The organism is Paenibacillus lautus NBRC 15380, assembly GCF_004000945.1.
Taxonomy (GTDB): Bacteria; Bacillota; Bacilli; order Paenibacillales; family Paenibacillaceae; genus Paenibacillus_AQ; species Paenibacillus_AQ lautus.
Window position 1 is genome coordinate 146,848 of the sequence record NZ_BIMF01000008.1, and the last position, 21,323, is coordinate 168,170.

Annotated in this window: 26 protein-coding genes and 1 riboswitch; of the genes, 6 read left to right on the forward strand and 20 right to left on the reverse strand. The window is 45.1% G+C overall.

The features are described 5' to 3' along the window. Window positions 1–31: 31 nt before the first annotated feature. The 8 genes from PLA01S_RS32615 to PLA01S_RS33045 form a co-directional block, all read right to left on the reverse strand. Window positions 32–478 carry a nitroreductase family protein gene (locus PLA01S_RS32615; RefSeq protein ID WP_246059597.1) on the reverse strand — a complete coding sequence of 149 codons (447 nt, stop codon included), beginning with the start codon at window positions 476–478 and terminating at the stop codon, window positions 32–34. After that, window positions 478–1,059: a nitroreductase family protein gene (locus PLA01S_RS32620; RefSeq protein ID WP_246059599.1), complete on the reverse strand. Its 582-nt coding sequence runs from the start codon at window positions 1,057–1,059 to the stop codon at window positions 478–480. Before PLA01S_RS32620 ends, PLA01S_RS32615 begins: the two co-directional genes overlap by 1 nt. Window positions 1,060–1,133: 74 nt before the next feature. After that, window positions 1,134–1,607: a MarR family transcriptional regulator gene (locus PLA01S_RS16225; protein WP_127593107.1), complete on the reverse strand. Its 474-nt coding sequence runs from the start codon at window positions 1,605–1,607 to the stop codon at window positions 1,134–1,136. A 350-nt stretch (window positions 1,608–1,957) separates the two neighbouring features. Continuing rightward, entirely contained in the window at window positions 1,958–3,121 is a 1,164-nt protein-coding gene (locus PLA01S_RS16230) for an MFS transporter (protein ID WP_127593108.1), read from the reverse strand. Between the two features lie 67 nt (window positions 3,122–3,188). Beyond that, window positions 3,189–3,288: riboswitch (purine riboswitch) on the reverse strand. Between the two features lie 32 nt (window positions 3,289–3,320). Next, a complete protein-coding gene (locus PLA01S_RS16235; protein WP_127593109.1) occupies window positions 3,321–3,746 on the reverse strand; it encodes a VOC family protein in 426 nt (141 codons plus the stop codon). A 112-nt stretch (window positions 3,747–3,858) separates the two neighbouring features. Further along, entirely contained in the window at window positions 3,859–4,686 is an 828-nt protein-coding gene (locus tag PLA01S_RS16240; RefSeq protein ID WP_127593110.1) for a helix-turn-helix transcriptional regulator, read from the reverse strand. A 111-nt stretch (window positions 4,687–4,797) separates the two neighbouring features. Continuing rightward, window positions 4,798–5,400 (reverse strand): aminotransferase class I/II-fold pyridoxal phosphate-dependent enzyme, encoded by a 603-nt coding sequence (locus tag PLA01S_RS33040; protein ID WP_371860422.1) that lies wholly within the window; start codon window positions 5,398–5,400, stop codon window positions 4,798–4,800. Continuing rightward, the gene (locus PLA01S_RS33045) at window positions 5,379–5,663 is read right to left on the reverse strand and encodes a hypothetical protein (RefSeq protein ID WP_371860423.1); all 285 of its coding nucleotides are present in this window, start codon (window positions 5,661–5,663) and stop codon (window positions 5,379–5,381) included. The genes PLA01S_RS33040 and PLA01S_RS33045 overlap by 22 nt, the downstream gene beginning before the upstream one ends. Before the next feature lie 151 nt (window positions 5,664–5,814). Here PLA01S_RS33045 and PLA01S_RS16250 point away from each other — a divergent pair, with 151 nt between their 5' ends. Continuing rightward, window positions 5,815–7,020, forward strand: a complete 1,206-nt coding sequence (locus PLA01S_RS16250) for an MFS transporter (RefSeq protein ID WP_127593111.1) — start codon at window positions 5,815–5,817, stop codon at window positions 7,018–7,020. 817 nt (window positions 7,021–7,837) lie between these two features. Here PLA01S_RS16250 and PLA01S_RS32000 read toward each other — a convergent pair. The 3 genes from PLA01S_RS32000 to catA all read right to left on the reverse strand — a co-directional run bounded on the left by PLA01S_RS32000 (window position 7,838) and on the right by catA (window position 9,163). Further along, entirely contained in the window at window positions 7,838–8,002 is a 165-nt protein-coding gene (locus PLA01S_RS32000; protein WP_164817434.1) for a hypothetical protein, read from the reverse strand. Further along, window positions 7,971–8,252 carry a four-helix bundle copper-binding protein gene (locus PLA01S_RS16255; protein WP_246059601.1) on the reverse strand — a complete coding sequence of 94 codons (282 nt, stop codon included), beginning with the start codon at window positions 8,250–8,252 and terminating at the stop codon, window positions 7,971–7,973. Before PLA01S_RS16255 ends, PLA01S_RS32000 begins: the two co-directional genes overlap by 32 nt. A gap of 257 nt (window positions 8,253–8,509) precedes the next feature. Next, complete coding sequence (catA, locus tag PLA01S_RS16260) at window positions 8,510–9,163, reverse strand: type A chloramphenicol O-acetyltransferase (RefSeq protein WP_127593112.1); 654 nt, start codon at window positions 9,161–9,163, stop codon at window positions 8,510–8,512. A 434-nt stretch (window positions 9,164–9,597) separates the two neighbouring features. On the opposite strand from catA, the gene PLA01S_RS32280 reads away from it, so the two are divergent. The 3 genes from PLA01S_RS32280 to PLA01S_RS32005 are packed head-to-tail and all read left to right on the forward strand — an operon-like array spanning window position 9,598 to window position 11,081. Beyond that, window positions 9,598–9,804 (forward strand): hypothetical protein, encoded by a 207-nt coding sequence (locus PLA01S_RS32280; RefSeq protein ID WP_218033655.1) that lies wholly within the window; start codon window positions 9,598–9,600, stop codon window positions 9,802–9,804. Further along, window positions 9,801–10,874, forward strand: a complete 1,074-nt coding sequence (locus tag PLA01S_RS32230) for a beta-propeller fold lactonase family protein (protein ID WP_218033656.1) — start codon at window positions 9,801–9,803, stop codon at window positions 10,872–10,874. Before PLA01S_RS32280 ends, PLA01S_RS32230 begins: the two co-directional genes overlap by 4 nt. Window positions 10,875–10,910: 36 nt before the next feature. Beyond that, window positions 10,911–11,081: a hypothetical protein gene (locus tag PLA01S_RS32005; RefSeq protein WP_164817445.1), complete on the forward strand. Its 171-nt coding sequence runs from the start codon at window positions 10,911–10,913 to the stop codon at window positions 11,079–11,081. A 200-nt stretch (window positions 11,082–11,281) separates the two neighbouring features. Here PLA01S_RS32005 and PLA01S_RS16270 read toward each other — a convergent pair whose 3' ends face one another. From PLA01S_RS16270 to PLA01S_RS16310, 9 genes are all read right to left on the reverse strand, one after another. Then, the gene (locus tag PLA01S_RS16270) at window positions 11,282–13,528 is read right to left on the reverse strand and encodes a stalk domain-containing protein (RefSeq protein WP_127593113.1); all 2,247 of its coding nucleotides are present in this window, start codon (window positions 13,526–13,528) and stop codon (window positions 11,282–11,284) included. 235 nt (window positions 13,529–13,763) lie between these two features. Then, window positions 13,764–14,993: an S-layer homology domain-containing protein gene (locus PLA01S_RS16275; protein ID WP_127593114.1), complete on the reverse strand. Its 1,230-nt coding sequence runs from the start codon at window positions 14,991–14,993 to the stop codon at window positions 13,764–13,766. A 51-nt stretch (window positions 14,994–15,044) separates the two neighbouring features. After that, window positions 15,045–15,659, reverse strand: a complete 615-nt coding sequence (locus PLA01S_RS16280; protein WP_127593115.1) for a histidine phosphatase family protein — start codon at window positions 15,657–15,659, stop codon at window positions 15,045–15,047. Between the two features lie 31 nt (window positions 15,660–15,690). Beyond that, window positions 15,691–16,065, reverse strand: a complete 375-nt coding sequence (locus tag PLA01S_RS16285; protein ID WP_127593116.1) for a VOC family protein — start codon at window positions 16,063–16,065, stop codon at window positions 15,691–15,693. Window positions 16,066–16,332: 267 nt separating this feature from the next. Beyond that, window positions 16,333–16,785 (reverse strand): hypothetical protein, encoded by a 453-nt coding sequence (locus tag PLA01S_RS16290; RefSeq protein ID WP_246059603.1) that lies wholly within the window; start codon window positions 16,783–16,785, stop codon window positions 16,333–16,335. A 55-nt stretch (window positions 16,786–16,840) separates the two neighbouring features. Then, the gene (locus PLA01S_RS16295; protein WP_127593117.1) at window positions 16,841–17,350 is read right to left on the reverse strand and encodes a GNAT family N-acetyltransferase; all 510 of its coding nucleotides are present in this window, start codon (window positions 17,348–17,350) and stop codon (window positions 16,841–16,843) included. Between the two features lie 79 nt (window positions 17,351–17,429). Continuing rightward, window positions 17,430–17,969 (reverse strand): GrpB family protein, encoded by a 540-nt coding sequence (locus PLA01S_RS16300; RefSeq protein WP_127593118.1) that lies wholly within the window; start codon window positions 17,967–17,969, stop codon window positions 17,430–17,432. A 51-nt stretch (window positions 17,970–18,020) separates the two neighbouring features. Next, the gene (locus tag PLA01S_RS16305; RefSeq protein ID WP_127593119.1) at window positions 18,021–18,893 is read right to left on the reverse strand and encodes a phosphotransferase family protein; all 873 of its coding nucleotides are present in this window, start codon (window positions 18,891–18,893) and stop codon (window positions 18,021–18,023) included. 355 nt (window positions 18,894–19,248) lie between these two features. Beyond that, the gene (locus tag PLA01S_RS16310) at window positions 19,249–19,539 is read right to left on the reverse strand and encodes a CD3324 family protein (protein WP_127593120.1); all 291 of its coding nucleotides are present in this window, start codon (window positions 19,537–19,539) and stop codon (window positions 19,249–19,251) included. A 378-nt stretch (window positions 19,540–19,917) separates the two neighbouring features. Here PLA01S_RS16310 and PLA01S_RS16315 point away from each other — a divergent pair, with 378 nt between their 5' ends. Both PLA01S_RS16315 and PLA01S_RS32625 read left to right on the forward strand, forming a co-directional pair. Continuing rightward, the gene (locus tag PLA01S_RS16315) at window positions 19,918–20,787 is read left to right on the forward strand and encodes a hypothetical protein (protein WP_246059605.1); all 870 of its coding nucleotides are present in this window, start codon (window positions 19,918–19,920) and stop codon (window positions 20,785–20,787) included. Then, window positions 20,762–21,199, forward strand: coding sequence for a hypothetical protein (locus tag PLA01S_RS32625; protein ID WP_246059607.1), 438 nt, complete (start codon window positions 20,762–20,764; stop codon window positions 21,197–21,199). The genes PLA01S_RS16315 and PLA01S_RS32625 overlap by 26 nt, the downstream gene beginning before the upstream one ends. The last annotated feature ends 124 nt before the right edge of the window (window positions 21,200–21,323 follow it).

The window sequence follows — 21,323 nt, forward strand, 5'->3', positions numbered from 1 at the left end:
TGATCAATATCGTAGGCTGCATGGCAACCTTTTACAACAACTCAAAAGTAAGGCTAGGTGTGTTCTCTGCCTTCACAGGCTCCATGGATCGATCATGATATCCCAATTCCAGCACGGCAACGATCCGTTCGTCATCATAAACACCAAAACGACGGGTGCAAGCTCTATCATAAATCCAGTCATTCATCGTCGTTCGCACTTGGAGCATACGATCCTGAGCGAGCAGACGAAAATTCTGCATGAGGCAGCTTGCTGCTGCGTAATCTTCTTCTCTTTTATGAGGATCATGATCTTCCTTAATGACCAATATCAGATAAGCCGGTGCCTGATCCTGCAATTCAGATAGCAAGTCTGTCTTGCCGGAGCCGATAAATATAAACCGCCAAGGTTCCCGCATTCCGTCATTAGGAGCCCATACCGCAACATTTAATAATTCCAGTATATGATTTTCGGAAACGGGTCTATCGATATAGCTCATCAAATGGCCCCTCCTCCACTCGATAAAATCGTCCATTTCTTTTCTGCTTGTGTTCGTGCTCTGGATCTTGGAGCCTTATCGAAGTATCCCAGATGAAAAATACCAACCAGCCTCTCATTGGGCTGCAGCTTCAACAGCTCGAATAATTCTTTGCTCTGCATCATCGGTTCAGTATCCCACAGCGTACCGAGCCCACGTAGCCAGGCAAGAAGCTGAAAATTTTGCATGATCCCGCAGACCGCCGCATAATTCATATCACTTTTCCTTCTGTCCGCATCCGTAGAGGCAATGATGATGAGATGGCCAGGTATATCGGTGACCCTCTTCCGAACGAAATCCCGAACCTTTTCCGGCAGCCATTTGACCAGTCTGTTCTTCACCAGCGGTTCCAGCATACTGACAGCCAAACGTTCCTTCGAATCCGCCGTCCCCGCATACATGCTTCGGAACGCCACTTCCTCTCTGGACGGATAAAGCTGCCGCGCAGCGTTAAGTAATTCGATCACCAGCTCCTGCTCCACGGGAATGGAGTTAAACTTGCGAATGCTTCTTCGTTCTCTGATCGTCTTCACGAAATTCATGTATTCAACCCCCAGCCATTGCTCGCTTGAATAACCCTTTAAGATCTTCAAGTATCACATCGGCGAACATATTCTTATTGATAAAAGTCAGCCAAATCTCCAAATAATCGCTTCATAAGGTCAAGCTCGGATTCGCTATACCTATCCAAAAACTCGTTCATCCTCTGCTGCTCCTTGATATGGAGCTCATCATGTATGGCAAAAAGCTTTTTCCCAGCCGTTGTCAGCCGGAAGTACACTTCTTTTTTGTTATCATTGAGCTGGGCCCTGCGAACCCAACCCGCCTTCAATAATTTATTGGTTATCTTGGAGGTGTTCCCTTTGCTCAGGCTCATCGTTTCGGCAATGGAAGTGACATTAATCGGTTCTTGCTCGCCAATACATGCGATGGTATGTAGTTCCGTTATGTTTAGGGTAGATTCTATCTCTATTATTTTCCGGAGCTCTTCGATAAAAGTGCTGCTTAACCGGTTCTCATATTGTTCTTTTTGCTGCAGAAATTGAATGAAATTTTCATGGATAGCGTTTTTTATTTTGCTCGTACTCATGATTATGCAAGCTCCTCGACTCATTGTTTTTTTCATTATAACCAAAATTAGTTTCACAAAAAACAATATGAGCATATTAAAGAAGTTACAACCCGGAAAGAAATGATGATTTCAGTTGTTTAGCCATATCACGCTCCTTCGTATTAGGATATTGTTTCTATTGAATAAATAATTAATTGATAAAACATGACATAATTATATGTATCACAAAATTATTTATTCATATGAAACAATTTAATTTTAAGGTTATTTTGATCCTGTGTCAATTCAGTAAGAATACCGCGCTCTCCTAACGGAGAAAAAAAGGCAGCTGCGTGATCGCAGCTGCCTTTTGGATAAGCAGTAATGGACTATTTGCTTGTCTTTAATGCAAGCGCAGGTCTCGTTAAGGAATAAACGGCGCAGACTAGCGCCACCATGACAATTCCTCCGCCTACCCAAGACGTACTGGCTACGGTACCTCCCTGCTCTAACACGAGACCGCCGATAGCGGATCCCAGCGCGATTCCGATTTGCAGCGCGGAATTGTTAAAACTCTGCTGAATATCAGACGAGCCTGGATCTACTTGAATCAAGTAATTCTGCAGCGGAGGAGCCAGACTCCAACTTAATGCTCCCCATATCATCATCACGACTAAAAATACGCCGATTGAGAATGTAGAGAACGGAAGTAGAAACAGAACCAACATGAATGACGTAATGATGATGACAATGCTCTTATGCGACCCCAGTCGGTCGGCGAGCGCGCCTCCAAACGCCCCGCCGCCGACTGCGGATAGTCCGAACAGAAAGTAGCAAATGCTGATCCAGTATGGACTCAGCCCAAGCTCGGATTCAAGAAACGGCGTGAAGTATGCATAAATCGTGTAGTGCCCTGCAAGCATGAACAAGGTGGCGAGATGCGCTCCGGCGATTTTCGATTTGCCCAGCGCCTTGATCTGGACGGATAACGGCGTGACATTTTCAGGCTTGATCCGATCCAGGAACATATAGATCAAGATCATGGAGCCAATTGACAGAATGCCGATACCGAGGAATAACACCCTCCATCCAAAAGCTTCACTGATCAAAATGCCGAGCGGCACGCCAAGCACCAATGACGAGCTGATCCCCATATAAATAACGCCTAATGCTTTCGCCCGATGCGCCGGCTCAACCACCTTGGCGGTAATGGTCAACGATAACACGATAATCAGCGCTGTACTCATGGCGGTTAATATTCTGGCAGCCATTAACAACATAAAACTTGGACTTAGATAAGCAAGTAAGTTACCAATGAAGAAAACGAATAAGGAAATCATATAGAGTCGTTTCCGCTCCACTCTTGCCGTCAGTGCAAGGAGAACCGGTCCAGCTACCGCATAGACCAGGGCGAACACAGTAATCAGCTGACCAGCCGTACCGAGTGAAATATGCAAGTCGTCCGCGATGAGCGGGAGTATTCCGCCAACAATAAGTTCAACCAGCCCGACGGATATCGTCGAAATCGCTAGAATTAATACTTTCAGATTCATCTGGAATGGAATCCCCTTTCTTCGATGTGATATTGGTCTATAATCAACAAAAAAATCCTGATTACAAAAAATGAGAAACATTTTCTGTAATCAGGATTTTACGGTTCCTGGTAGAGACCCTCAGACCATATTAATGAGGTTATACATTCAAATATTTTATTCAGTTGCGCAACAATCGTTGATTAATTTATCACATCCGTTACGAAAGATCAAGCTCCCAGGCAGGATTCCAGCAAATCTCCCACAAGTGCCCGTCCGGATCGAGAAAGTGTCCGGAGTAGCCCCCCCAGAATGTGTCTTGTGCCGGAACGGTAACCGTTGCACCCGCCCTTCTGGCTTGCTCCATCACCTCATCCACTTCCCCCTTGCTGCCGACGTTATGACCGATGGTAAATTCCGAGGAACTCGGAGGGGACAGCGAAACATTTGCCTCAACTGACAGATCTTTGCGATTCCAGATCGCCAGTTTCACACCTGCTTGCAAGTCAAAGAATGCTACAGCCCCGTGCTCAAATTCCGTCCCAATGATCCCTTCGGTCGGGAGGCCGAGTCCATCACGGTAAAACTTCAATGACCGCTCCAGGTCATCGACGCCGATTGTAAGTACGGATATACGCGCTCTCATTATGGTTATACCTCCTATGCATCATCTTCGTTACCCGTTACTATTTTCGTCGATTACGCTATTAAAAGATTGTAAAAAACGGACAACTTGCGCTTAGACATCAAGAATTCCATCATCGATCACTTAAAGCCTGTTTTGGTGACATGCCATATAAACGCCTAAAGCTGTTAATAAAATGAGGCTGATCATAGTATCCGTATTGTGCAGCGATGTCGGGAAACCGCGTCAGCTTGGCCTGATGCAACTCTTGCAGCAAATTTTGAAAACGAATGATCTCAGCCATGATCTTCGGACTGACGCCCAATTCCTTCTGAAATGTCCTTCTTATGTTTCTCTCGCTATAATTAAGCTTTTCGGCCAAGGCACGAACCGTTATTCTTCCTTTGGCGGCGTACAGATACTGCATGCCGTGCTCCAGCAGCGGCTCGGAACGGACGTTATTCTGTCCTAAGACGCCCATTAAAAACCTTTCAACCAAATCCATTCGGTGGGCGGAATCCAGAGCCGTGACCATTTCCTCGTTCAGCTGATTCACATTCAGCCCCCAGGCTTCCTCCAAGAATACAGGACCCTTCCGGAAATCGGAAGCGGGATAATGTATGAATGGGCGAACGGATTCCACGAAAAAGCGGATGCCGAACATTGACTGATCCTGCGTGAGCCTCATGGCTTCGTAAGATGACATCAGACCGGTAATGAAGCCGGAGGTTGAAGCTGCCGGTGCCTTCAGATTAAATATGATATCCACGCAACCGTCAGGAAGGATACGATGAAGCGGCTGCTGAAGTGACGAAGCTTTATAATCCAAGGTCCAATAACAGGCCACATAAGGAGTTAATGGCGGGCTTGCCAGATATTCGTGATAGGTGTAAGAAGAGTCCGGAGATGGATTCTCTATCGTTGGTGCCTGTATAGGGACATAGTTCCGCAATGTACTCACCCTTTATTAACGTTGGATATGCGAATGACTCAAATAAATTAATTTAATTATAGCATCTGATTCATGCTGCCCGCCGGCTTTGACATCCATATATCCGATTTCCTCCGTTCCTCAGTAGACATTCAGTATCACTTTGCCCGAGCTGTTCATGTTACGAACTTTAACCGTTAATGTCTTGCCATTATAAACTTCCCTATTCGCTGCGCTGCTTCGCGGAGTGCCTCCTGCCATGTTAAAGCTCTTGGAGAAGGAGTGAAATTCCACCGCGATGTCAATGGCGCCTGAAACCTGCAGAATACTCATGGGACGGTAGCCGTCAAACCCCATCTCGGAATATGCAAGGTCATGGACGATAAGCACGTCCCATTGTTTCGCCAAGCCGACCAATTTTTCAAAAAAAGCATCATCTGCCCGGACCGCAATCGGATTTCCCGGAAAATTCAGCAGAATAAATGTCGCCTTCGCCCAAATCTCCTCCGGAATGCTGTCCAGATCCGGTACAAATCCAAACTCTTCCTTCAGCGGAAGATACCAAGGCGTAACGCCTGCAATCGCAAGCGCTCCGGCATAGATCGGGTACCCCGGATTCGGCACAATGGCCACATCCCCCGGATTACATATGGCCTGAGCCAGATGCGATAATCCATCCTGGGATCCCATCAAAGCCAGTATTTCGGTATCCGGGTTAACATTTACACCAAAACGGCGCTCCATCCAACCGCTGACTGTTCTCGAAACTCCGCGATTCCTCTAGTGCCTGGGTATGTATAGTTATCTTCTTTCAACGCTTCTTGGCTAAGCACCTCACGGATATCCGCAGAAGGACCACGGTCAGGACTGCCGATGCTCAAGTCGATTATATGTCTTCCCGCTTGAAGAGCCTCTTGTTTCCACTCGCTGACCTCGGCAAATATGGAAGAACCGATCTGCGATAGTTTGTCCGCACGCCATGAGCGTTTTGAAGTTTGATTCGGCAAGATATCCACCCACTCCACTTTTTTTTCCTACATTATAGCATGAAGCTGGAGGAGCATCTCTTTGAAATCCTCATTTCAGACTTGACTAGAAAAGCCTTTCATAACGTAAGATCGAAGCATACAAAAAGAGAAATCAGGAGAAGAGACAACCATGACCAGAACACGAGAGACCATCTTTATTATCGCCTTTACTTTTGCCGCCTTTGTATTGGGTACTACCGAATACGTCATTGTTGGTTTATTAAAAGACATTAGCGCAAGTCTCAGCATATCGCTTGCTGGAGCCGGTGTCCTCGTTTCCAGCTTTGCCATTGCTTATGCTCTCGGAACGCCGTTTGCTGTGACGCTGCTCGGACGCATTCCGCGGCATGTTACCATTCTGACAGGGTATATTGCGGTGTTAGTGTTTAATTATTTGACCATCTTTGCCACCACGTACCCCGTCATGTTATTCATTCGCATCACCACCGCGATTCTGTGCGGTTTAACCTTATCGCTGGCCATTGCCGCTACAAGCGAGCATATGAGTGCTTCCCGCAGGGCTGGTGCGGTTGCCTGGATCATCGGAGGTTTCTCGATTGCCAATGTCCTGGGCGTTCCGGTCGGAACGCAGATCGGCCAGATGGCAGGCTGGCAAACGGCTTTCATTGTTACTTCATTGGTCGGGATCATCCCGCTAGTCTTGATGATGGCAGTCATGCCCAAGAGCAATACCATTAGCGTAAGCTCCATGAAACAGCAATTTGCCTTGTTCAAGAACAAGCGGATTCGTCTTGCCTTCTTCATTCCGGTCCTTGGCGTAGGTTCCGTATTTATCGTATACACGTACATAACGCCGCTCTTAGAGAATGTGATGGGGATTCCGCAGCAATGGATCAGCACCGTCCTGCTGGCCTACGGCGCTTTCACAATCCTTAGCAATTGGCTCGGGGCCAGGGTAGCGCAAGGCAATTCAAGGGTGAAATTGAAAGTGATATTCACCATCCAAGCGATGATTATGATGGCTCTTGCCCTTACCCTATCACTCCCGTGGATGGCCTTAGTGTCGTTAATGCTGGTCGCCTGCTTCTCCTTTGCGCTCAGTACCGCCGTTCAGTTATACCTGATTGACCTGGCGGATGAATCTTCACCCGGCTCCAAGGACTTCGCCTCCACGCTCATGCCGGTTGCATCCAATCTGGGTATCGCCGTTGGTTCCCTACTGGGCAGCCTAGTCGTGGATAACGTCGGACTCGAACACCTGCCTTGGGCTGCTGTTGTGTTCGCTATCGGAGCATTTGCCGTTACGTCCCGCTGCCATCAGCTGGATCAAGAGCATTTGGATATAACGCTGTTGACATCAGCTAAAGCTTCATAGAACGCTATTCTTCAATCCTTCTCATTTTCCGGTGAGAGGGATTTTTTGTACCGGCGGGAAATCGGTCTTTCTCGTGAGAACAGCAACCTTATCGGAAAAATGAACAGTAATAAGAACAGCTACCTTATGCCCCGGCATCGTTAATGTCTATCGAGTTGCGATATTTGAGGACACTGGTTCCGCTATTTCCTTGTTTTTACCCATTTCGAAGCAATAAGCGGACAAGAGATCCACTATTGCGAGTTATTCGGGGGTTTAATCCGTGATTATGGTGCAATAACCGATCCTCTGTCCGCAAGAATTCGATAATCGGACGATCCCCACAACATAGCGGATCCTCTGTCCTCTTGATCTCCATAACGCAAGTTACAGCAAATAATGGAGTCCCTTCTGCCCATATGTGCCCAAAAGAGGCCGATTCGGCGTATATCTGTTATTCCGTTCAGCAGCTATTAACCGACTACAGAATACCTCAATGATACCGCCACCCGGCATCGTTAATGTCTATCGAGTTGCGATATTTGAGGACACTGGTTCCGCTATTTCCTTGTTTTCACCCATTTCGCAGCAATAAGCGGACAAGAGATCCGCTATTGCAGGATTTTCAGCGGAATAATCCGTGACTATGTGGCAATAACGGATCCTCTGTCCGCAAGAATTCGATAATCGGCCGATTCCCACAACATAGCGGATCCTCTGTCCTCTTGATCTCCATAACGGGCAAGTTACAGCAAATAGCAGGGCTTCTTCTGCCCCGCATAAACACGAGAATACGCCGATTTCCGCAATTAACGGATCCTATGTCCTTATGATCTCCTTAACGGGCGATTTTCAGCATATTAACGGGGCCATATATCGGAGCCTCTTCTGCCCACATATGCCCAAAAAAGGCCGTCTCCCGCATATAGCGGTTCTTCCCGCATCGTCCTACTATTCGATGGATGCCGTCCTTAAGCAGCCATCTCCCGGCATGCTTTTGCACATCGAAAGCATGCCTCAGCACATTCCTGACAATGCTTCATATCATGCTTCTTGCACTCATTACCGCATGCTTCACAGACATCGGCGCAGATCCTGCATATCTCGCTGGCATACATACTGTTCGTGGACATCGCTTGAGCCGCAAATCCGCAAATATCCGCACACTGCCGATCCAAGCGAATGCATTCTTTCATTATCGCCACATCATGTTCATCCAAACTTGCGGTGTAACAATGGTTACAGGCTACCATACTGCGTAAGCATTCCTCGATACATTATTGAAATTGTTCATGGGACATCATACATACTCCTTTCGGTCTTAGCGATCATTGGATTACCTTTAAGGTTGTATGTAATTAACCAAAACTTGTGAAGATGATATGAGGATGGTTAATCATTTCGATACAATAAACAAATTGAAAAGGCGACTGCACAGCAGTCGCCTTTCATTTGTCGATTTATCGTGAATTGAACACTTTCGCGTAAATGAGGTCTAGCAAGATGAGCATTATGTTAACCAACCTTCACATGAATCCGCCAAATTTTGCAAATCTTGAAAGAACATGCTGGCATGGTAACCATCACACACAGCATGGTGCACCTGCAATGAAATCGGAAGTAGCATACGGCCACCCTGCTCGAAATATTTTCCGCCGGTTATGATGGGAAGAAGATAGTCAACTTCATTGATAATGTTTAGATTAAATCCGCTAAAGCCTGCCCAGGGTATCATGGATATGGGAAACGTGTTTGGTGGTGGATTCTCCTTAACGAAGATCCCTTTTGCATCCCGATAATGCTCCATGTCCTGCTCATAAAGATCATGGAATCGATGGAAATCATTCGTAAATTCTGTCCATAAGCAGGAGAAGGTATGGTCATCGTTATGAAAAAACGTATAGCTCGGCGTCATCCGATCCCAGTAACCCAATTGCCCTTCGGGACTATAGGAAGTTTTGAATTCGACCCGGTCATTGACAACTCTAGTAACCATATAAATAAAAGCTGGATAAAGCTTGAATCCATTGGATTTTAACGAATACAGCAATCGAGTAATGTCGATATCCACGGTGATGCTGAAGGTGCATTTATTCGATCCAAGATAATGTTCGTAATAAGGCTTTCTCGTCCACTGTTCAATATTAATAATATGAAATTTCATGGTTTATGCCCTCCTAAAATAAAATCGATCTATTTCAGGAGGGTACATCCACTGATCTAATCACACGCCATCACTCCAAAGTTTCCGTATTAGCAGATTTCTGTTAGATCTTCGAATTTATCCGATTGTGCCCCGCTTCCCTATTATAAATGATACAGCCATTGAAAAATAGGTGTCAGTCTATGCGCCCACTGGGTACTTGTGCACTCAACTCATGCACAGGATACGTATGATATACCAATTCAAGGGGAGGTGTTCGCGGATGGGATGTCCATCTAGGAAGGCCAAACGCTGCCGGAAGAAAAAAATGATCCTCATACGTAAACCGAAAAAGAAAAAACGTCGATGTATTATTGTCAGAAAGAAAATGTTCCGGGTAAAATGTCCTCCGCCTACGATCATAAACGGAACCGAAGGGACACAAGGTCCACAGGGTGCTACAGGATTACCTGGATCTCAGGGTATTCCAGGACCACCTGGATCTCAAGGTATTCCAGGACCACCTGGACTGCAGGGTATCCCTGGTCCACAAGGCGCTCAGGGCGTACCAGGCCCTCAAGGTCCCCAGGGTCCTCAAGGTCCTCAAGGTCCTCAAGGTCCTGCAGGTGATAGCCCAACGGATCCCTGTTTTGAAGAATTGAGAGATACTTTACTGCAATTAGACAATCAATACATTTCGGTTTCGACTTCCGGCTTCTCCGATAGTATCGAGGGCCGGATTTTACGAACCGGAGAAGGAACGGTTATTGTTACCGGTGTATTCGGAACGCGAATCATTCCGGTATGCTCCATCAATTCCGTTGATCATGGCCCCTTCGCTTATGCTTTATTTGCTTTCAATGATGTCATCACTGTTATCAATACAGCTACAAATACCATTATGGGCTTCATCCCGGTTGGGGATAGTCCAAACGATATTGTATTTACACCCGACGGCACCCGTGCCTATGTAAGTAATTTTAACGATGATAATGTACAGGTGATTGATACCGCCTCCAACACCATCATCGGTCTGCCAATTCCGGTTGGGGATGGTGCCAATCGAAATGCAATCACACCGGATGGCTCGCGGGTATACGTCACGAATTTTATTGACAGTACAGTCTCCGTCATCGATACAGCCACAAATACGGTCATCGGAACGCCAATACCCGTAGGGGCCGGTCCTAATGGAATTGCCATTACGCCAAACGGCTTGCGAGCCTATGTCGCTAACTCAACCGATGGAACCGTCTCCGTTATCGATACGGCTTCTAACATGGTGCTCGGCTTGCCAATACCGGTTGGTTTATTGCCTCAGGAGGTGGCCATTACGCCGGATAGTACGCGAGCGTACGTCACCAATTTGTCAAGCGCCTCTGTCTCCGTCATCGATACTACCTCCAACGTGGTCATTGCGACCATCCCGGTCGGAAATAGCCCTACCGGAATCGCGATTACACCTGACGGATCTCGGGCATATATCACCAATGCCGGCTCAGATACCGTATCCATCATTCATATTGCAGCCAACACGGTTATTGCTCCCACAATCACGGTTGGAGATAGTCCGAACGGTATCGCAATTACTCCAGATGGAACAAGAGCGTATGTAACGAATACGTTGAGTCCCAACATTTCAATCATTAACACATCATCCAACACGGTTACCTCATTACCATTAACCAATACGGGATATACAGGGATTGGCATAACTCCTATAACGATTTAATGGTTCATAAGGATAATCGATGAGAGAAGGTGTTTTATGCGGAAAAATGATATCCGTGCATGGATTCGAAAAGAGCTGAATGAGCATCCTGACATCACAAGCATTCAGCTTGCCGAGAAATATCAGATTCCATTGCATATCGTCCAAATGATGAAAGACAAATTATTAAAGGGTGTTGATCGTACACCACTTAAAGAGCATGAATAATACCATATTCCGCTTCCTGTATGAGGCGATACATGAACGAATAACACAACAAAGGAAGAAACTGTGCCCAGCAGAGGAATATGATCTAACGCATACCTTGCAATACCCCAGCTCTCTTTACCTCCTGCTCATATAACAACAATAAAGGCTTCACTCCTCAAGCAGCTGCTTAAGTCGTGAAGCCTATATGCAATCAGATATTAATGAATAGCTTCAGGCATTTGGGTAAACAGCAGGTTGACTGGCAAATTGCTTCCTGGCGCAGCCGTCAGCATGATTTCAACCTTTTGTTCGAAATCGCCTGTACGATAGAGGACCGCTTGCTCGCCAGGAGCGACCTGTCCAAGGGAATAGATCGGTACAATGGTTCCATTTACCATAGCATATCCCGAGTACTTACCGCCCCGCGGGTTAAACGAGATCAGGGTATCCGGTGCTACGCGATCCAATGTTATTTTATACAGGACACCAAAGTTACCTGTGTTGTGCGTAATGTCCCCAACCATAGGGTCCATTCCTTCCAAGTTAGGATCATCCTGATTGTCTCCAAGTACGAGACGCTCGGATTCTGCACCCACCAGTTCGGAATAACGGATGACCCGCGTCGAATCCGGATAGGTTCCACGATTATGAACACCATCGCGATTCAGGATCGGCAGCGTGCTTAGAACCTTCAACGGATCGGATTTCTCGTCAATCATCACGACATCAAACTGAATTGGCAGGTCGCTGTACATATCCGAGTAAAGAGAAATGACATGTCCTTGCTTCATTCTAACATCGCTCAGTTCCGTCATGACCAGCTTCTGTTCGCCTGGTGCAAGGGTCACTGAAGTCCGCTTCGAATTGTCCTGCATGGATTGGAAGTAATTCAGCACAGACTTCTTGCCTGCTGCCGTTGCGATCGGCGACGGACCTGCAAATCCCAAATAATCTTGTCTGAGCGTTACCGGGGTGCTGTTTTTATTCGTTGCAATAACGTACATTTTCACATTTTTATTCAAATTGTTCACATGGTGAATCATAAAGCGCATATCGCCAACCGCTGTCTCTCGGTACACAATACCTTCGCTGTTGACGGTTTCTGGACTGTTACTGCGAATCAATGTGCTTGGCTCGTCGTAAAAATCGTAATTAATCTTCGGACGCGAAGTCACATTGCCGAGGAACGTGAATTTCTCCCCTTCCGGGATAAAGAGCATATTGAAATCCTCTTCTTGATATAATGTCTCGTTTGTCACGTTAATTGTCGTCTCGTAGGTGGAGCTAAGTCCTTTCTTGTCCGTGGCCGTTAACTTGATCGTATAAACGCCCGGTGTGAAGAAAGCATACTGTTTATTCTCCCACTTGTACGTCAGATCCTCAGGCTTGTCCTGATCATCTGTACTTTGGTTCGTATAAGTAATCAACTCACCCATTTTATACTCGGACTTATCGGTCTCAAACATGGCAACAGGCGGAAGATTCGGCTGAATGACCGTAATCGTTTGGCTATAAGGCTCGCTCCACGCTCCTGTAGAATCCTGAACCGAGTAAGTGACTATGTATTGGCCTGGTGCATCGAAAATATCCTGTTTGCCTTCCCAGCGTTCGTCGATGATTTCACCTTGTACATTCTCCAGCTGCGGTGTATAGGTCACTGTAGTTTGTCCTGCAAAAATCTCTTTAGGTCCCACCGTAAACTTGGCTACGGGCTTCGTTTCCAGATTCATGATGACACGTTTACCTACATTATCCACTTTATATTGAATATCGAGCGCTTGGGTTATAGCTGTCAGCGGAACCATGAAGGTGCTCTTCGTCTGGTAGGAGGTGCCTTTCATCTCTTTCGTTACGCCATTCACGGTATACTTGCTGCTGTCTGTTTTGAAGCGAAGCTCATTGGTTCCTTTGGTAATGACGGTTTCTTTGGTCTTCTTATCGTAAGTGACCTTGAAGCCTACACGGTCCACTAGGGCACGAATGGGAACATAGGATACTCCCTTTTTGACTTGCATCGGCTGCGGTGCATTGTAGGTAACGCCGTCTTGTACCATTTTTGTACTATTAAAAAATAGAATAAGTTCTTTACCCGTCACGGTTTGCTGGTTATTCTGGTTGCCCTGCTCTTCCGTAGTTGTTGCCGGATCTTGCACTTCGCCGGTTTCCTCAACCGGTACTTCGCCGGTTTCCTCAACCGGTACTTCGGTTGTTCCTGCTTCATTCGGATCTTGAGACCCTTCTGTCTCTGTCTCTGTCTCTGTCTCTGTTGTATCGGTTGTCTCTTGAGCAGCGTCTGTACCCCCGGATGTTACTGCTTTGGTTGCCGCAGCGTTTTGCTCGTACACTTCTTGGGTGACTGACTGTTGTGGTTTGTCTGCGGTATTTGCATCCGCGCTCGCCGGATAAGCTGCCGCTAATTGGGCAACAGCCAATACGGTTAGCAATGATCGTTTCTTCAGTTTCATTCCATAACTCCTTCTAATCCTTTTTTGATATTTTATTTAGGTCATACTATTAGACGCAAATTTTGGTAAAAAAGTTTCTCTGTTTATGCATATTATCTCAATTAAATTGAATTAATCAATTTGATATTCAATACCATTTCGTTTTCTAGCAACTATAGTAGTAATAACTATTGAGTTAGCTTATAGCAATAATATGAAAAGGTAGCCTCGATGTTAAAGACTACCTTTTCTTGATTTAATTACGTTGATCTAACTCTTGATTAAAATTAAGGACTGTCTGGAAAGTAGAAACATTAATATATTCAACAATTAGGGTCTTTTTATTAAAAATAAAACTCAACATATAAGTGTTATCCGGATTCTTAATCGAGTCCCTCGATATTGTGTTAAATATGGGTTTATATTCTGTTTCATTAGCCTTCTCATAATAATAATTAGCAATTCCGTCAGCGGCGTATCCTGCTGTACCATACAGTTCAAGTACCTCAAACAATGTACTTTTATTAAGAACAATTCCCTTATAAGTTTTATAATTTGCATGCTTGTTATCTATCGTGTTAATTTCCCAGCCCATTAGCGAATTCTTGGAATCAAATTCGGCTGAAAAATATGGGTAGTTATTATAATTAAATATATTCATTTCGTTTGATTCACCGTACATATCCTCAATCTGATCTCTACTAGTTCCCAGTGAAATAACATTGTTGTTAGTCAAATCGTATAAGTTAAAATCCTCTGACGTAAGTTTTACTGCATTAAAATCCTCATAAATAACCTCCGGCCATTCCGAAGACTTTGATAGCTCAGGCAGAGCCAGGTTTGTAATGGCAACAGGACGTTGTTTTATCTCCATCATGCCTTTTAACATGAGTTGTCTAACCCATTTTACAGCTTCGCTTCGAGTAATTATTTGATCAGCCTCAAACTCTTCTATGGTTCTTGCGGTAACTCCCGTTAAGCCATGAACTATAACATATTTAATCGCATCATCTCCTTCGAGGTTTACACCTTGGGACGATGTAATAATCTCTGCAGCTTTTCTCCTCGTTATCGGAATTAAGCGAGAATTGAAATCAGTAGAACCAAGTGTCGGTATATTCAAAACTTTTGCCATTCTGTATGAGGAATCAGTCCAATGATGGTTCGATTCATTGAATACCCCCTGATTTGAAACATGATATCCAAACGCTCTTAAAAATACTTTCAAGAATTCTCCTTCTGAAATGGGCTTATCCGGCATGTAATTTCCATCAGGATAACCATTAATAATATTTTGATTAATTGCCCATTGAAACAGTAGCTTTTCCTGATGTCCATCAAGATCGGATGAATTTTGGTTAACCTTTCTATAATTGAAATCTGTGTAGTCTTGATCTTCTATGTCTAAATTAAAGGCAGCAGCCGTATCGGTTAGAAACAGTGTTGTCACTAAAAAACCAATAAGCCATAGATGCTTCTTTGTCATATTAGTCAACCTTTCAAGGGTAAATACAAGTCTGAGGTAAATTGATAGAATCTAAACCAGATGCTCCTGCAGATTCGTAGCCGCAATCATCTTTTTCCCGCTCCGATCATATCTCCATAGATGAACGCCAGTGTCGCCTGTCGGGATATGAATGTCCGTATGGTAAGGAAGATTCAAGAAGCTTCGGAATAACATCGTGATCATCCCGCCATGGGAGACAATACATACTCTTTTCAAGTCAGGCTCGCTATGGATTGTAGTAAACAGCTTGGATATGAATTGTTCGGCTCTTGCTCTGAACTGCACTTCAGATTCTCCACCTTCAATCGCATCGTGCCGCTTTCTCCCTCCAACAGGCAAGGGATATTTAAGTAAAGCCTCATCTCTCAACATACCGGCTATAACTCCATTATTTTGCTCCATTAAATCATCATCATAGGTTACGGGGACTTTTGTCATTTCAGCTATGGCTGCTGCGGTCTGCTTAGCCCGGTTTAACGTACTGGAAAAAATGGCATCTAATGCGTATTCACGATGAATCCACTCTGCCAGGAGCCGTGCCTGCTGCTGACCAAGATCCGTCAGTGCATAGTCAGCCCGTCCTTCACACCGATTCAAAATATCCGCTTCCGATTGTCCATGTCTAACGACCAGAATTTCAACCATGTCTCATCTCCCTCCTTTTCGCGCCTTGTTTCTATAGCTTATTACCAACTGCGATCCAGCGTCCGTCCACATCCTCAAACACAAACTCATGATTGTTATAATCCGTCGTCGATAAGGCTCTGACAATCTTCACGTCCAAATCCATAAGCGCTTGCTGGATCTCCCGTTGTCCATAAGTAATAAAATAAGCATCGTACCCATATCCGTAACGGATTCGATTCGGGACAACCTCAGTCTCCGTCTTCGTTAATACAATTTCAACAGAGTCCTTGTAAAGGCACACATGCGGTTCTGCTGCATCAAAATAGTTCACAGCACGGAACCCGATTCGCTCATAAAACTCGCTGGTCTTCTCGAAGTTAGACGTCGGGAAAATTTGCAAGCAATGGGAAAACCCTTTATTCATCGTTCTTTCTCCTGTTTATGCTTATCCACATTGCCCATCTATACATACTCCCCTAGACCGTGAATCTATTGTTTATTCTTTATCTCCCGTATATCTTTGATCATGAGATCGAGTCTCTCAATGATTCTCTCGTCATTATCCAACTTCTTTTTGAGTCTGACCTCAATCACAATGAGTTCAATAATGAGCACCACGATAAGAATGCCGATGATCATAACCCGCTCCTTTCTGAACCTGATACATTCACCTGATATATATACATTAAGCTCATGTCACTTCATCTTCCCCCATCCCCTCTGTAATCGGGGTAGTTCCAAACAGATGAAGGATAGCCAGATAGAACGGGTACAGTGCCAAAACTACGATGGCAATGAGCCCTGTTACAGGATTCGGTTTGTCTGCCGGATCGATGATCGGAAACCATGCAGTCACAATATAGGTCAGTATCATGAAATAGGGGATCCACAAAAGAAGCGAAAAGAAAGACGTTTTACGGCCACCCAACCAATGCCTGATCAACTTTGGAAATCCGAACCCCGATAGAAGCAGGCCAACAAAAAAGAAAACCAAGATCACAACATTCACGTGATCCAGGCCCCAACCTGTCACACGACTGAGTCGGTAAACGTTGGCCATGAGTTCAATCCCGGCAAAAGGGAACAGTGCATACAAAAAACTCGATAAATTTAATCGAATGAAAAAGCTCATGCTCACGCTCACGCTCACGCTCCTGAAACTTATATAACTGAAGCCGATTATTTGCAAAGACGATTTATTAATCCAGCTCTTTAATTAGATACAGATTTAGATCGTCATCCGCACACACCATGTCACCGGGCACCACAGATTCGTTGTTGTACATAATTCCGTTGCCGTCCGGAATATAGCCGCGCCGGACATATATTCTTTGAGCCGCACCGTAGTCCCTGTACAATCCAACTCCGATACCGATACGCGGCATTTTTTTGCGGACGATGTTCTCGAATTCTTCTATGATGCGGTTCGCGATGCCGTTCCTCCGGTGATCGGGGAATACATTCAGATCATTGATTTCCGGAATACTCTGCTCTCGAAAATAGGGATAACTCGATTCGTATTTCAAGTGGGAAACACCGGCCAGCTCCTCATGAACAAAAGCCAACAAGGTGACACGCTTGCCGATTTGGTTCTCATATTCGCATAAATCATAATACTCATCCGGGCGCATTATATTTTGCTGCTGAAACGCTTCCTTCCAGATGCTTTTAAGCTCCGTGTTATCTAACACCTTTAATGTAACGTTCATTGGTTTACCTCGCTGTTTTGTATTTTGTTGGTAGGATTCAAGCTCATCATCCGAGATGTTATGTTGGAGATTACCTTCATCATTTTAGCGTGTACTGCTTTAATACCCGCTGGATAAAATCAGATTTGCCTTCCGTATAGGCCTTCCGATCGTTTCGAAAAATTATGGCTAGTTCTTTCTTTAATGAGGCATATTCTTCAACCAGCTCCGGGTTATGAATGAGAGCATCCCGAAAAGTAATGTGCCTGTATAGCTCTTGGCTGTCCCGATGGCAGACATATAAATGCTGGGTCATTCTCAATTTAAGCTCCTCGCTGTATGGGACATACTCATCTTTCCTTTCAAAAGCTTCCCTGCCCTCGACCCCTAAATCCCCCTGATGGTTATAGCCAAGGGTTTCTAATTTCGCAATGACAACCGGAAGCGATTTCATGGATTCGATCACAACATCGATATCCAATATTGGCTTTGCGGCCAGCCCCGGAACGGAGGTGCTTCCCACATGCTCGATACTCAGCACATCATCACCAAGGGTAGGTGCCAATATGGATTGAATCTCCTGAAACATTTTCGGCCATTCGGGATTAAATTCCTCGATGATGACGGGTTTGGGTGTCATTTATGGGATACCTCCAGTACTTGTATCATGTATAACCCCCATGATTATATTTCATCTAAAATCACGTATGCCTGCCTCAAACGCTTCAGCGTCTTGATGAATGACTCCATGCAGCGCCTCTTGCAAGGCAAACGTGCTTCTATAAAAATGTACGCGCTGCGCGATTGGGTCTCCATTCGGATACATGGCGATACACTTATCGAAGAACGCTTGACCATACCCCGATAGGATTCCCGCTAGATCATAAGCCGGGTCTCCAATCCCTGAACCTCCAAAATCAATGATACCCGTAATTCGGCCTTTCTCCTGACTCCAGAGTATGTTGGACGTGCCAAAATCACCGTGAATGAAGGTTGGACGAATGTCACGATTCGCAGGGTTGTTCAGAAATCTTGTGAAATTGCTAGAGATTTCCTCTTGTGCATCGGGCCTGATGTAACGAAACAACCGGTCTTGAATTTGTGTGTACAATCCGGACATCTCTTCGTGGACATTTATGACATTTCTATCGTCAGCGATCCATTCATTGATCTCCACAGCATGAAGTTGAACGAGAAATTCGACCATCTGTTCTACTACCCTGTCCTCGATGTCCGAATTTTGGTGTGAAAGCAGATCTTCTGTCCATAACGGTTGACCCTCGATTAAAGGATAGCCCATGAACATTTTGCCCACTTGCATATCGTCAAATGAAACATACATCGGATTCGGTATAGGCAGCGTCAACTTGGTCTTGATCCCATTCAATATTTGGGTTTCTCTGATCAACGCTTGGAAACTTTCTGCGTACTTAGGAAATCTGAAGACCAGCGTCTGATTCACAATCAACACATCGTTGTTCTGGCCTATGTTGTTCATCTCAACGTCTTGAATATCCAGGTGTGGATAAACTTCTTGTATGCGCCGGGTATATGACGGGTTCATGCATAACTCCTTCTACTTGTAATGTCGTTAACCTCTATTTTAATGCTTTTCCTTAACTTGGTAAATCATTACAGAGCAATTTTGCACTTTCGTTGAAAATACTCTTGCATGACAAGCCCAAATATGACATTATATTCCACGCAATAAATCTGGCGTGATGAGGAGAAAATCCGGATATTCATCGGATGATACCGCCAAGAGCGACTATCAAGGTATGTTTTTTGGACGTGCAAAATATCAAAAGTTCGTTCCAAATTTCTGACAGGTAATTTTCTTAATTGAAAGCGGCCAGGACAAGTGTCCTAGCCGCTCTTTCCTGATGATAACTAACGCTATATAAACAATCTTGCTAAATTTATCTCCGATCTCGCCTATCTTTCATTCGTTCTGCCCGAATAATTCTACGGATCGATTGCTCCGTTAAATAATATCGTTCTGACAATGCTCGGATGGAGTCGCCATGCATATAACACTTGAAAATATCCTGATTCCGGATATCCAAATCCTTCTTTACCCCGGTTTGTTCCCCCCAGGACTTGCGGTTCTCCGACTTTCTCGGAATATAGATATAACTTCCATCAATATATTGTTGAATGGTTTTGACTACGTGTTCTGGCAAAATATCTAATGCTTTCTCGTATTTCATTCTCCCTGCTCCTATCTACATAGAATCTTGTAAATAGTGAGCAAAGCAGCACATGAAATATTGCAGCTCGAATTAATGCTGAGGTAGGCTCCGAACAAATTCTATGCCCGATATTCCCGTGCTGCTTTGCCCGGAGCCTGATTTAACGACTTGAACGGTTGTGCTTCTAATGTGAGCCATCATGATTTTCACCTCGCCGGATTGAATGATTCAAAGTTTTCTCGCTTCTTCTTTCTATTCTAACAAATTCCTTGCTTACCCGCACTCACCGCTCACAAGTGACTAGGTCCTTGCTCCTCTTTTAACCATCAGTCCGGATAGGTCGCGCCCGGCATGGTATACTTTTCCCAAAATCCAGTTATTAAGGAGCTTGTTCCCGTGTTAAAAGAACGAATTGATTTCTTGTGCAAGAAAAAAGGAATATCCCGCAAAGAGCTAGTTGAGGGATTCGTGACAACCACTCATTTTGCGAACATCCTTGCCGATCGTTATCCATTGGCTGAGGACCTTGCCGGGCATCTGGCACAGCGTTTGCAAGTGACCCCCTCCTATTTAATCCATACGGCTAATTCCGATAAGGATACACTCGAGACCGCGGAACGCATCTTTGAAGAATTATCCCAATCGGTCTCTCACGTTACAGAGGAACGCATACACGATCTTCCGGATCGACATGACTGTCTGACGGTAGAACTTACAACTGCCTTGATGAAGGCGGTCTATTATCAACAAGTGAACGATGCGGTATCCCATGATTATCTGCACCAGAATTACCTCAATTTTTATCTGGAGAAATACGGCCGTCCCGACGACGCTGAGCTCCCGCTGCCCGCGAAAAAAGCGATGCTGTTCTATAAAATCCAGTTCTATCGCTCCAAGAACCGCTATCGTGAGGCTTTAAGCCAAGTGAACCGGTTAAGCGAATATGTGCAGGACGGCACCGATTTATGGCTGACCACCCAAAACTTCAAGATGGAGGCCTGTATATTTTTGAAGCAATATGACCAGGCCAAGCAGGTGTTTGAAGGAACGATGAGACGGGTTTATGAAGACCGATTGTTTCACCGCTTATCCGATCTGTACATCGCGTATAGCGGCTATTGTTATTCCATGGGATTATATCAGGAAGCGCTGGTTACCCTCTCCATGGTCCGAAGCCCATTTGGTCTATGCGGTAAACCAGGGGAACATGGTGTCAACCATCCTAAACAACCGGATCATCATGCTGACGATGCAGGGAGATCATGAAAAAGCCGAAGAAGAAATCCACCGTTTTGAAGGACTTCTCGAGCGGGAAGCCGTAGAGGTGCGTCAGCAATTCCGCCCAATCCTATTGATTTACCGGTGTGAATTGGCATTGGCTCAAAAGCAGTGGGGGCTTTTAACCCAGTATATTCAAGAGCTGAAAGCGATAGAGCTGACAACGGATCAAGAGATGTCGGCAGCCTACTACCAATGCCAGCTGGCCTTGGCTCACGGTCATCATGATGAATTTATGGGTTATGCCCTGTCTTGTTTACCGTACTACGAGTCCAATCAGCTTACATTGCGACTCGAATCCTTATATGAAGCATTGGCCGTGGTATCAGAGGAAGCAAGGAAATACAAAGAGTCAGCTTCTTACTACAAAAAGCTGGTCTACCTGCTTCGAAGTAAATAACTCATCCGCCAAAAAGGTTACAAAAGCATGCTTTACAAGCAAAACTTTTGCCGTTCCCTTCATTTTATTCGCTGTGTGACAGGATAAAGAGTGCGCAAACCATTTCATTCGGCAAAAGTTTTAT

Bases quoted from the DNA above. Each gene is read 5' to 3' on its own strand.
- PLA01S_RS32615 (WP_246059597.1), bottom strand. From the start codon at position 478: ATGAGCTATATCGATAGACCCGTTTCCGAAAATCATATACTGGAATTA.
- PLA01S_RS32620 (WP_246059599.1), bottom strand. From the start codon at position 1,059: ATGAATTTCGTGAAGACGATCAGAGAACGAAGAAGCATTCGCAAGTTT.
- PLA01S_RS16225 (WP_127593107.1), bottom strand. From the start codon at position 1,607: ATGAGTACGAGCAAAATAAAAAACGCTATCCATGAAAATTTCATTCAA.
- PLA01S_RS16230 (WP_127593108.1), bottom strand. From the start codon at position 3,121: ATGAATCTGAAAGTATTAATTCTAGCGATTTCGACGATATCCGTCGGG.
- PLA01S_RS16235 (WP_127593109.1), bottom strand. From the start codon at position 3,746: ATGAGAGCGCGTATATCCGTACTTACAATCGGCGTCGATGACCTGGAG.
- PLA01S_RS33040 (WP_371860422.1), bottom strand. From the start codon at position 5,400: ATGGAGCGCCGTTTTGGTGTAAATGTTAACCCGGATACCGAAATACTG.
- PLA01S_RS16250 (WP_127593111.1), top strand. From the start codon at position 5,815: ATGACCAGAACACGAGAGACCATCTTTATTATCGCCTTTACTTTTGCC.
- PLA01S_RS16255 (WP_246059601.1), bottom strand. From the start codon at position 8,252: ATGGTAGCCTGTAACCATTGTTACACCGCAAGTTTGGATGAACATGAT.
- catA (WP_127593112.1), bottom strand. From the start codon at position 9,163: ATGAAATTTCATATTATTAATATTGAACAGTGGACGAGAAAGCCTTAT.
- PLA01S_RS32005 (WP_164817445.1), top strand. From the start codon at position 10,911: ATGCGGAAAAATGATATCCGTGCATGGATTCGAAAAGAGCTGAATGAG.
- PLA01S_RS16270 (WP_127593113.1), bottom strand. From the start codon at position 13,528: ATGAAACTGAAGAAACGATCATTGCTAACCGTATTGGCTGTTGCCCAA.
- PLA01S_RS16275 (WP_127593114.1), bottom strand. From the start codon at position 14,993: ATGACAAAGAAGCATCTATGGCTTATTGGTTTTTTAGTGACAACACTG.
- PLA01S_RS16280 (WP_127593115.1), bottom strand. From the start codon at position 15,659: ATGGTTGAAATTCTGGTCGTTAGACATGGACAATCGGAAGCGGATATT.
- PLA01S_RS16285 (WP_127593116.1), bottom strand. From the start codon at position 16,065: ATGAATAAAGGGTTTTCCCATTGCTTGCAAATTTTCCCGACGTCTAAC.
- PLA01S_RS16295 (WP_127593117.1), bottom strand. From the start codon at position 17,350: ATGAACGTTACATTAAAGGTGTTAGATAACACGGAGCTTAAAAGCATC.
- PLA01S_RS16300 (WP_127593118.1), bottom strand. From the start codon at position 17,969: ATGACACCCAAACCCGTCATCATCGAGGAATTTAATCCCGAATGGCCG.
- PLA01S_RS16305 (WP_127593119.1), bottom strand. From the start codon at position 18,893: ATGAACCCGTCATATACCCGGCGCATACAAGAAGTTTATCCACACCTG.
- PLA01S_RS16310 (WP_127593120.1), bottom strand. From the start codon at position 19,539: ATGAAATACGAGAAAGCATTAGATATTTTGCCAGAACACGTAGTCAAA.
- PLA01S_RS32625 (WP_246059607.1), top strand. From the start codon at position 20,762: ATGCTGACGATGCAGGGAGATCATGAAAAAGCCGAAGAAGAAATCCAC.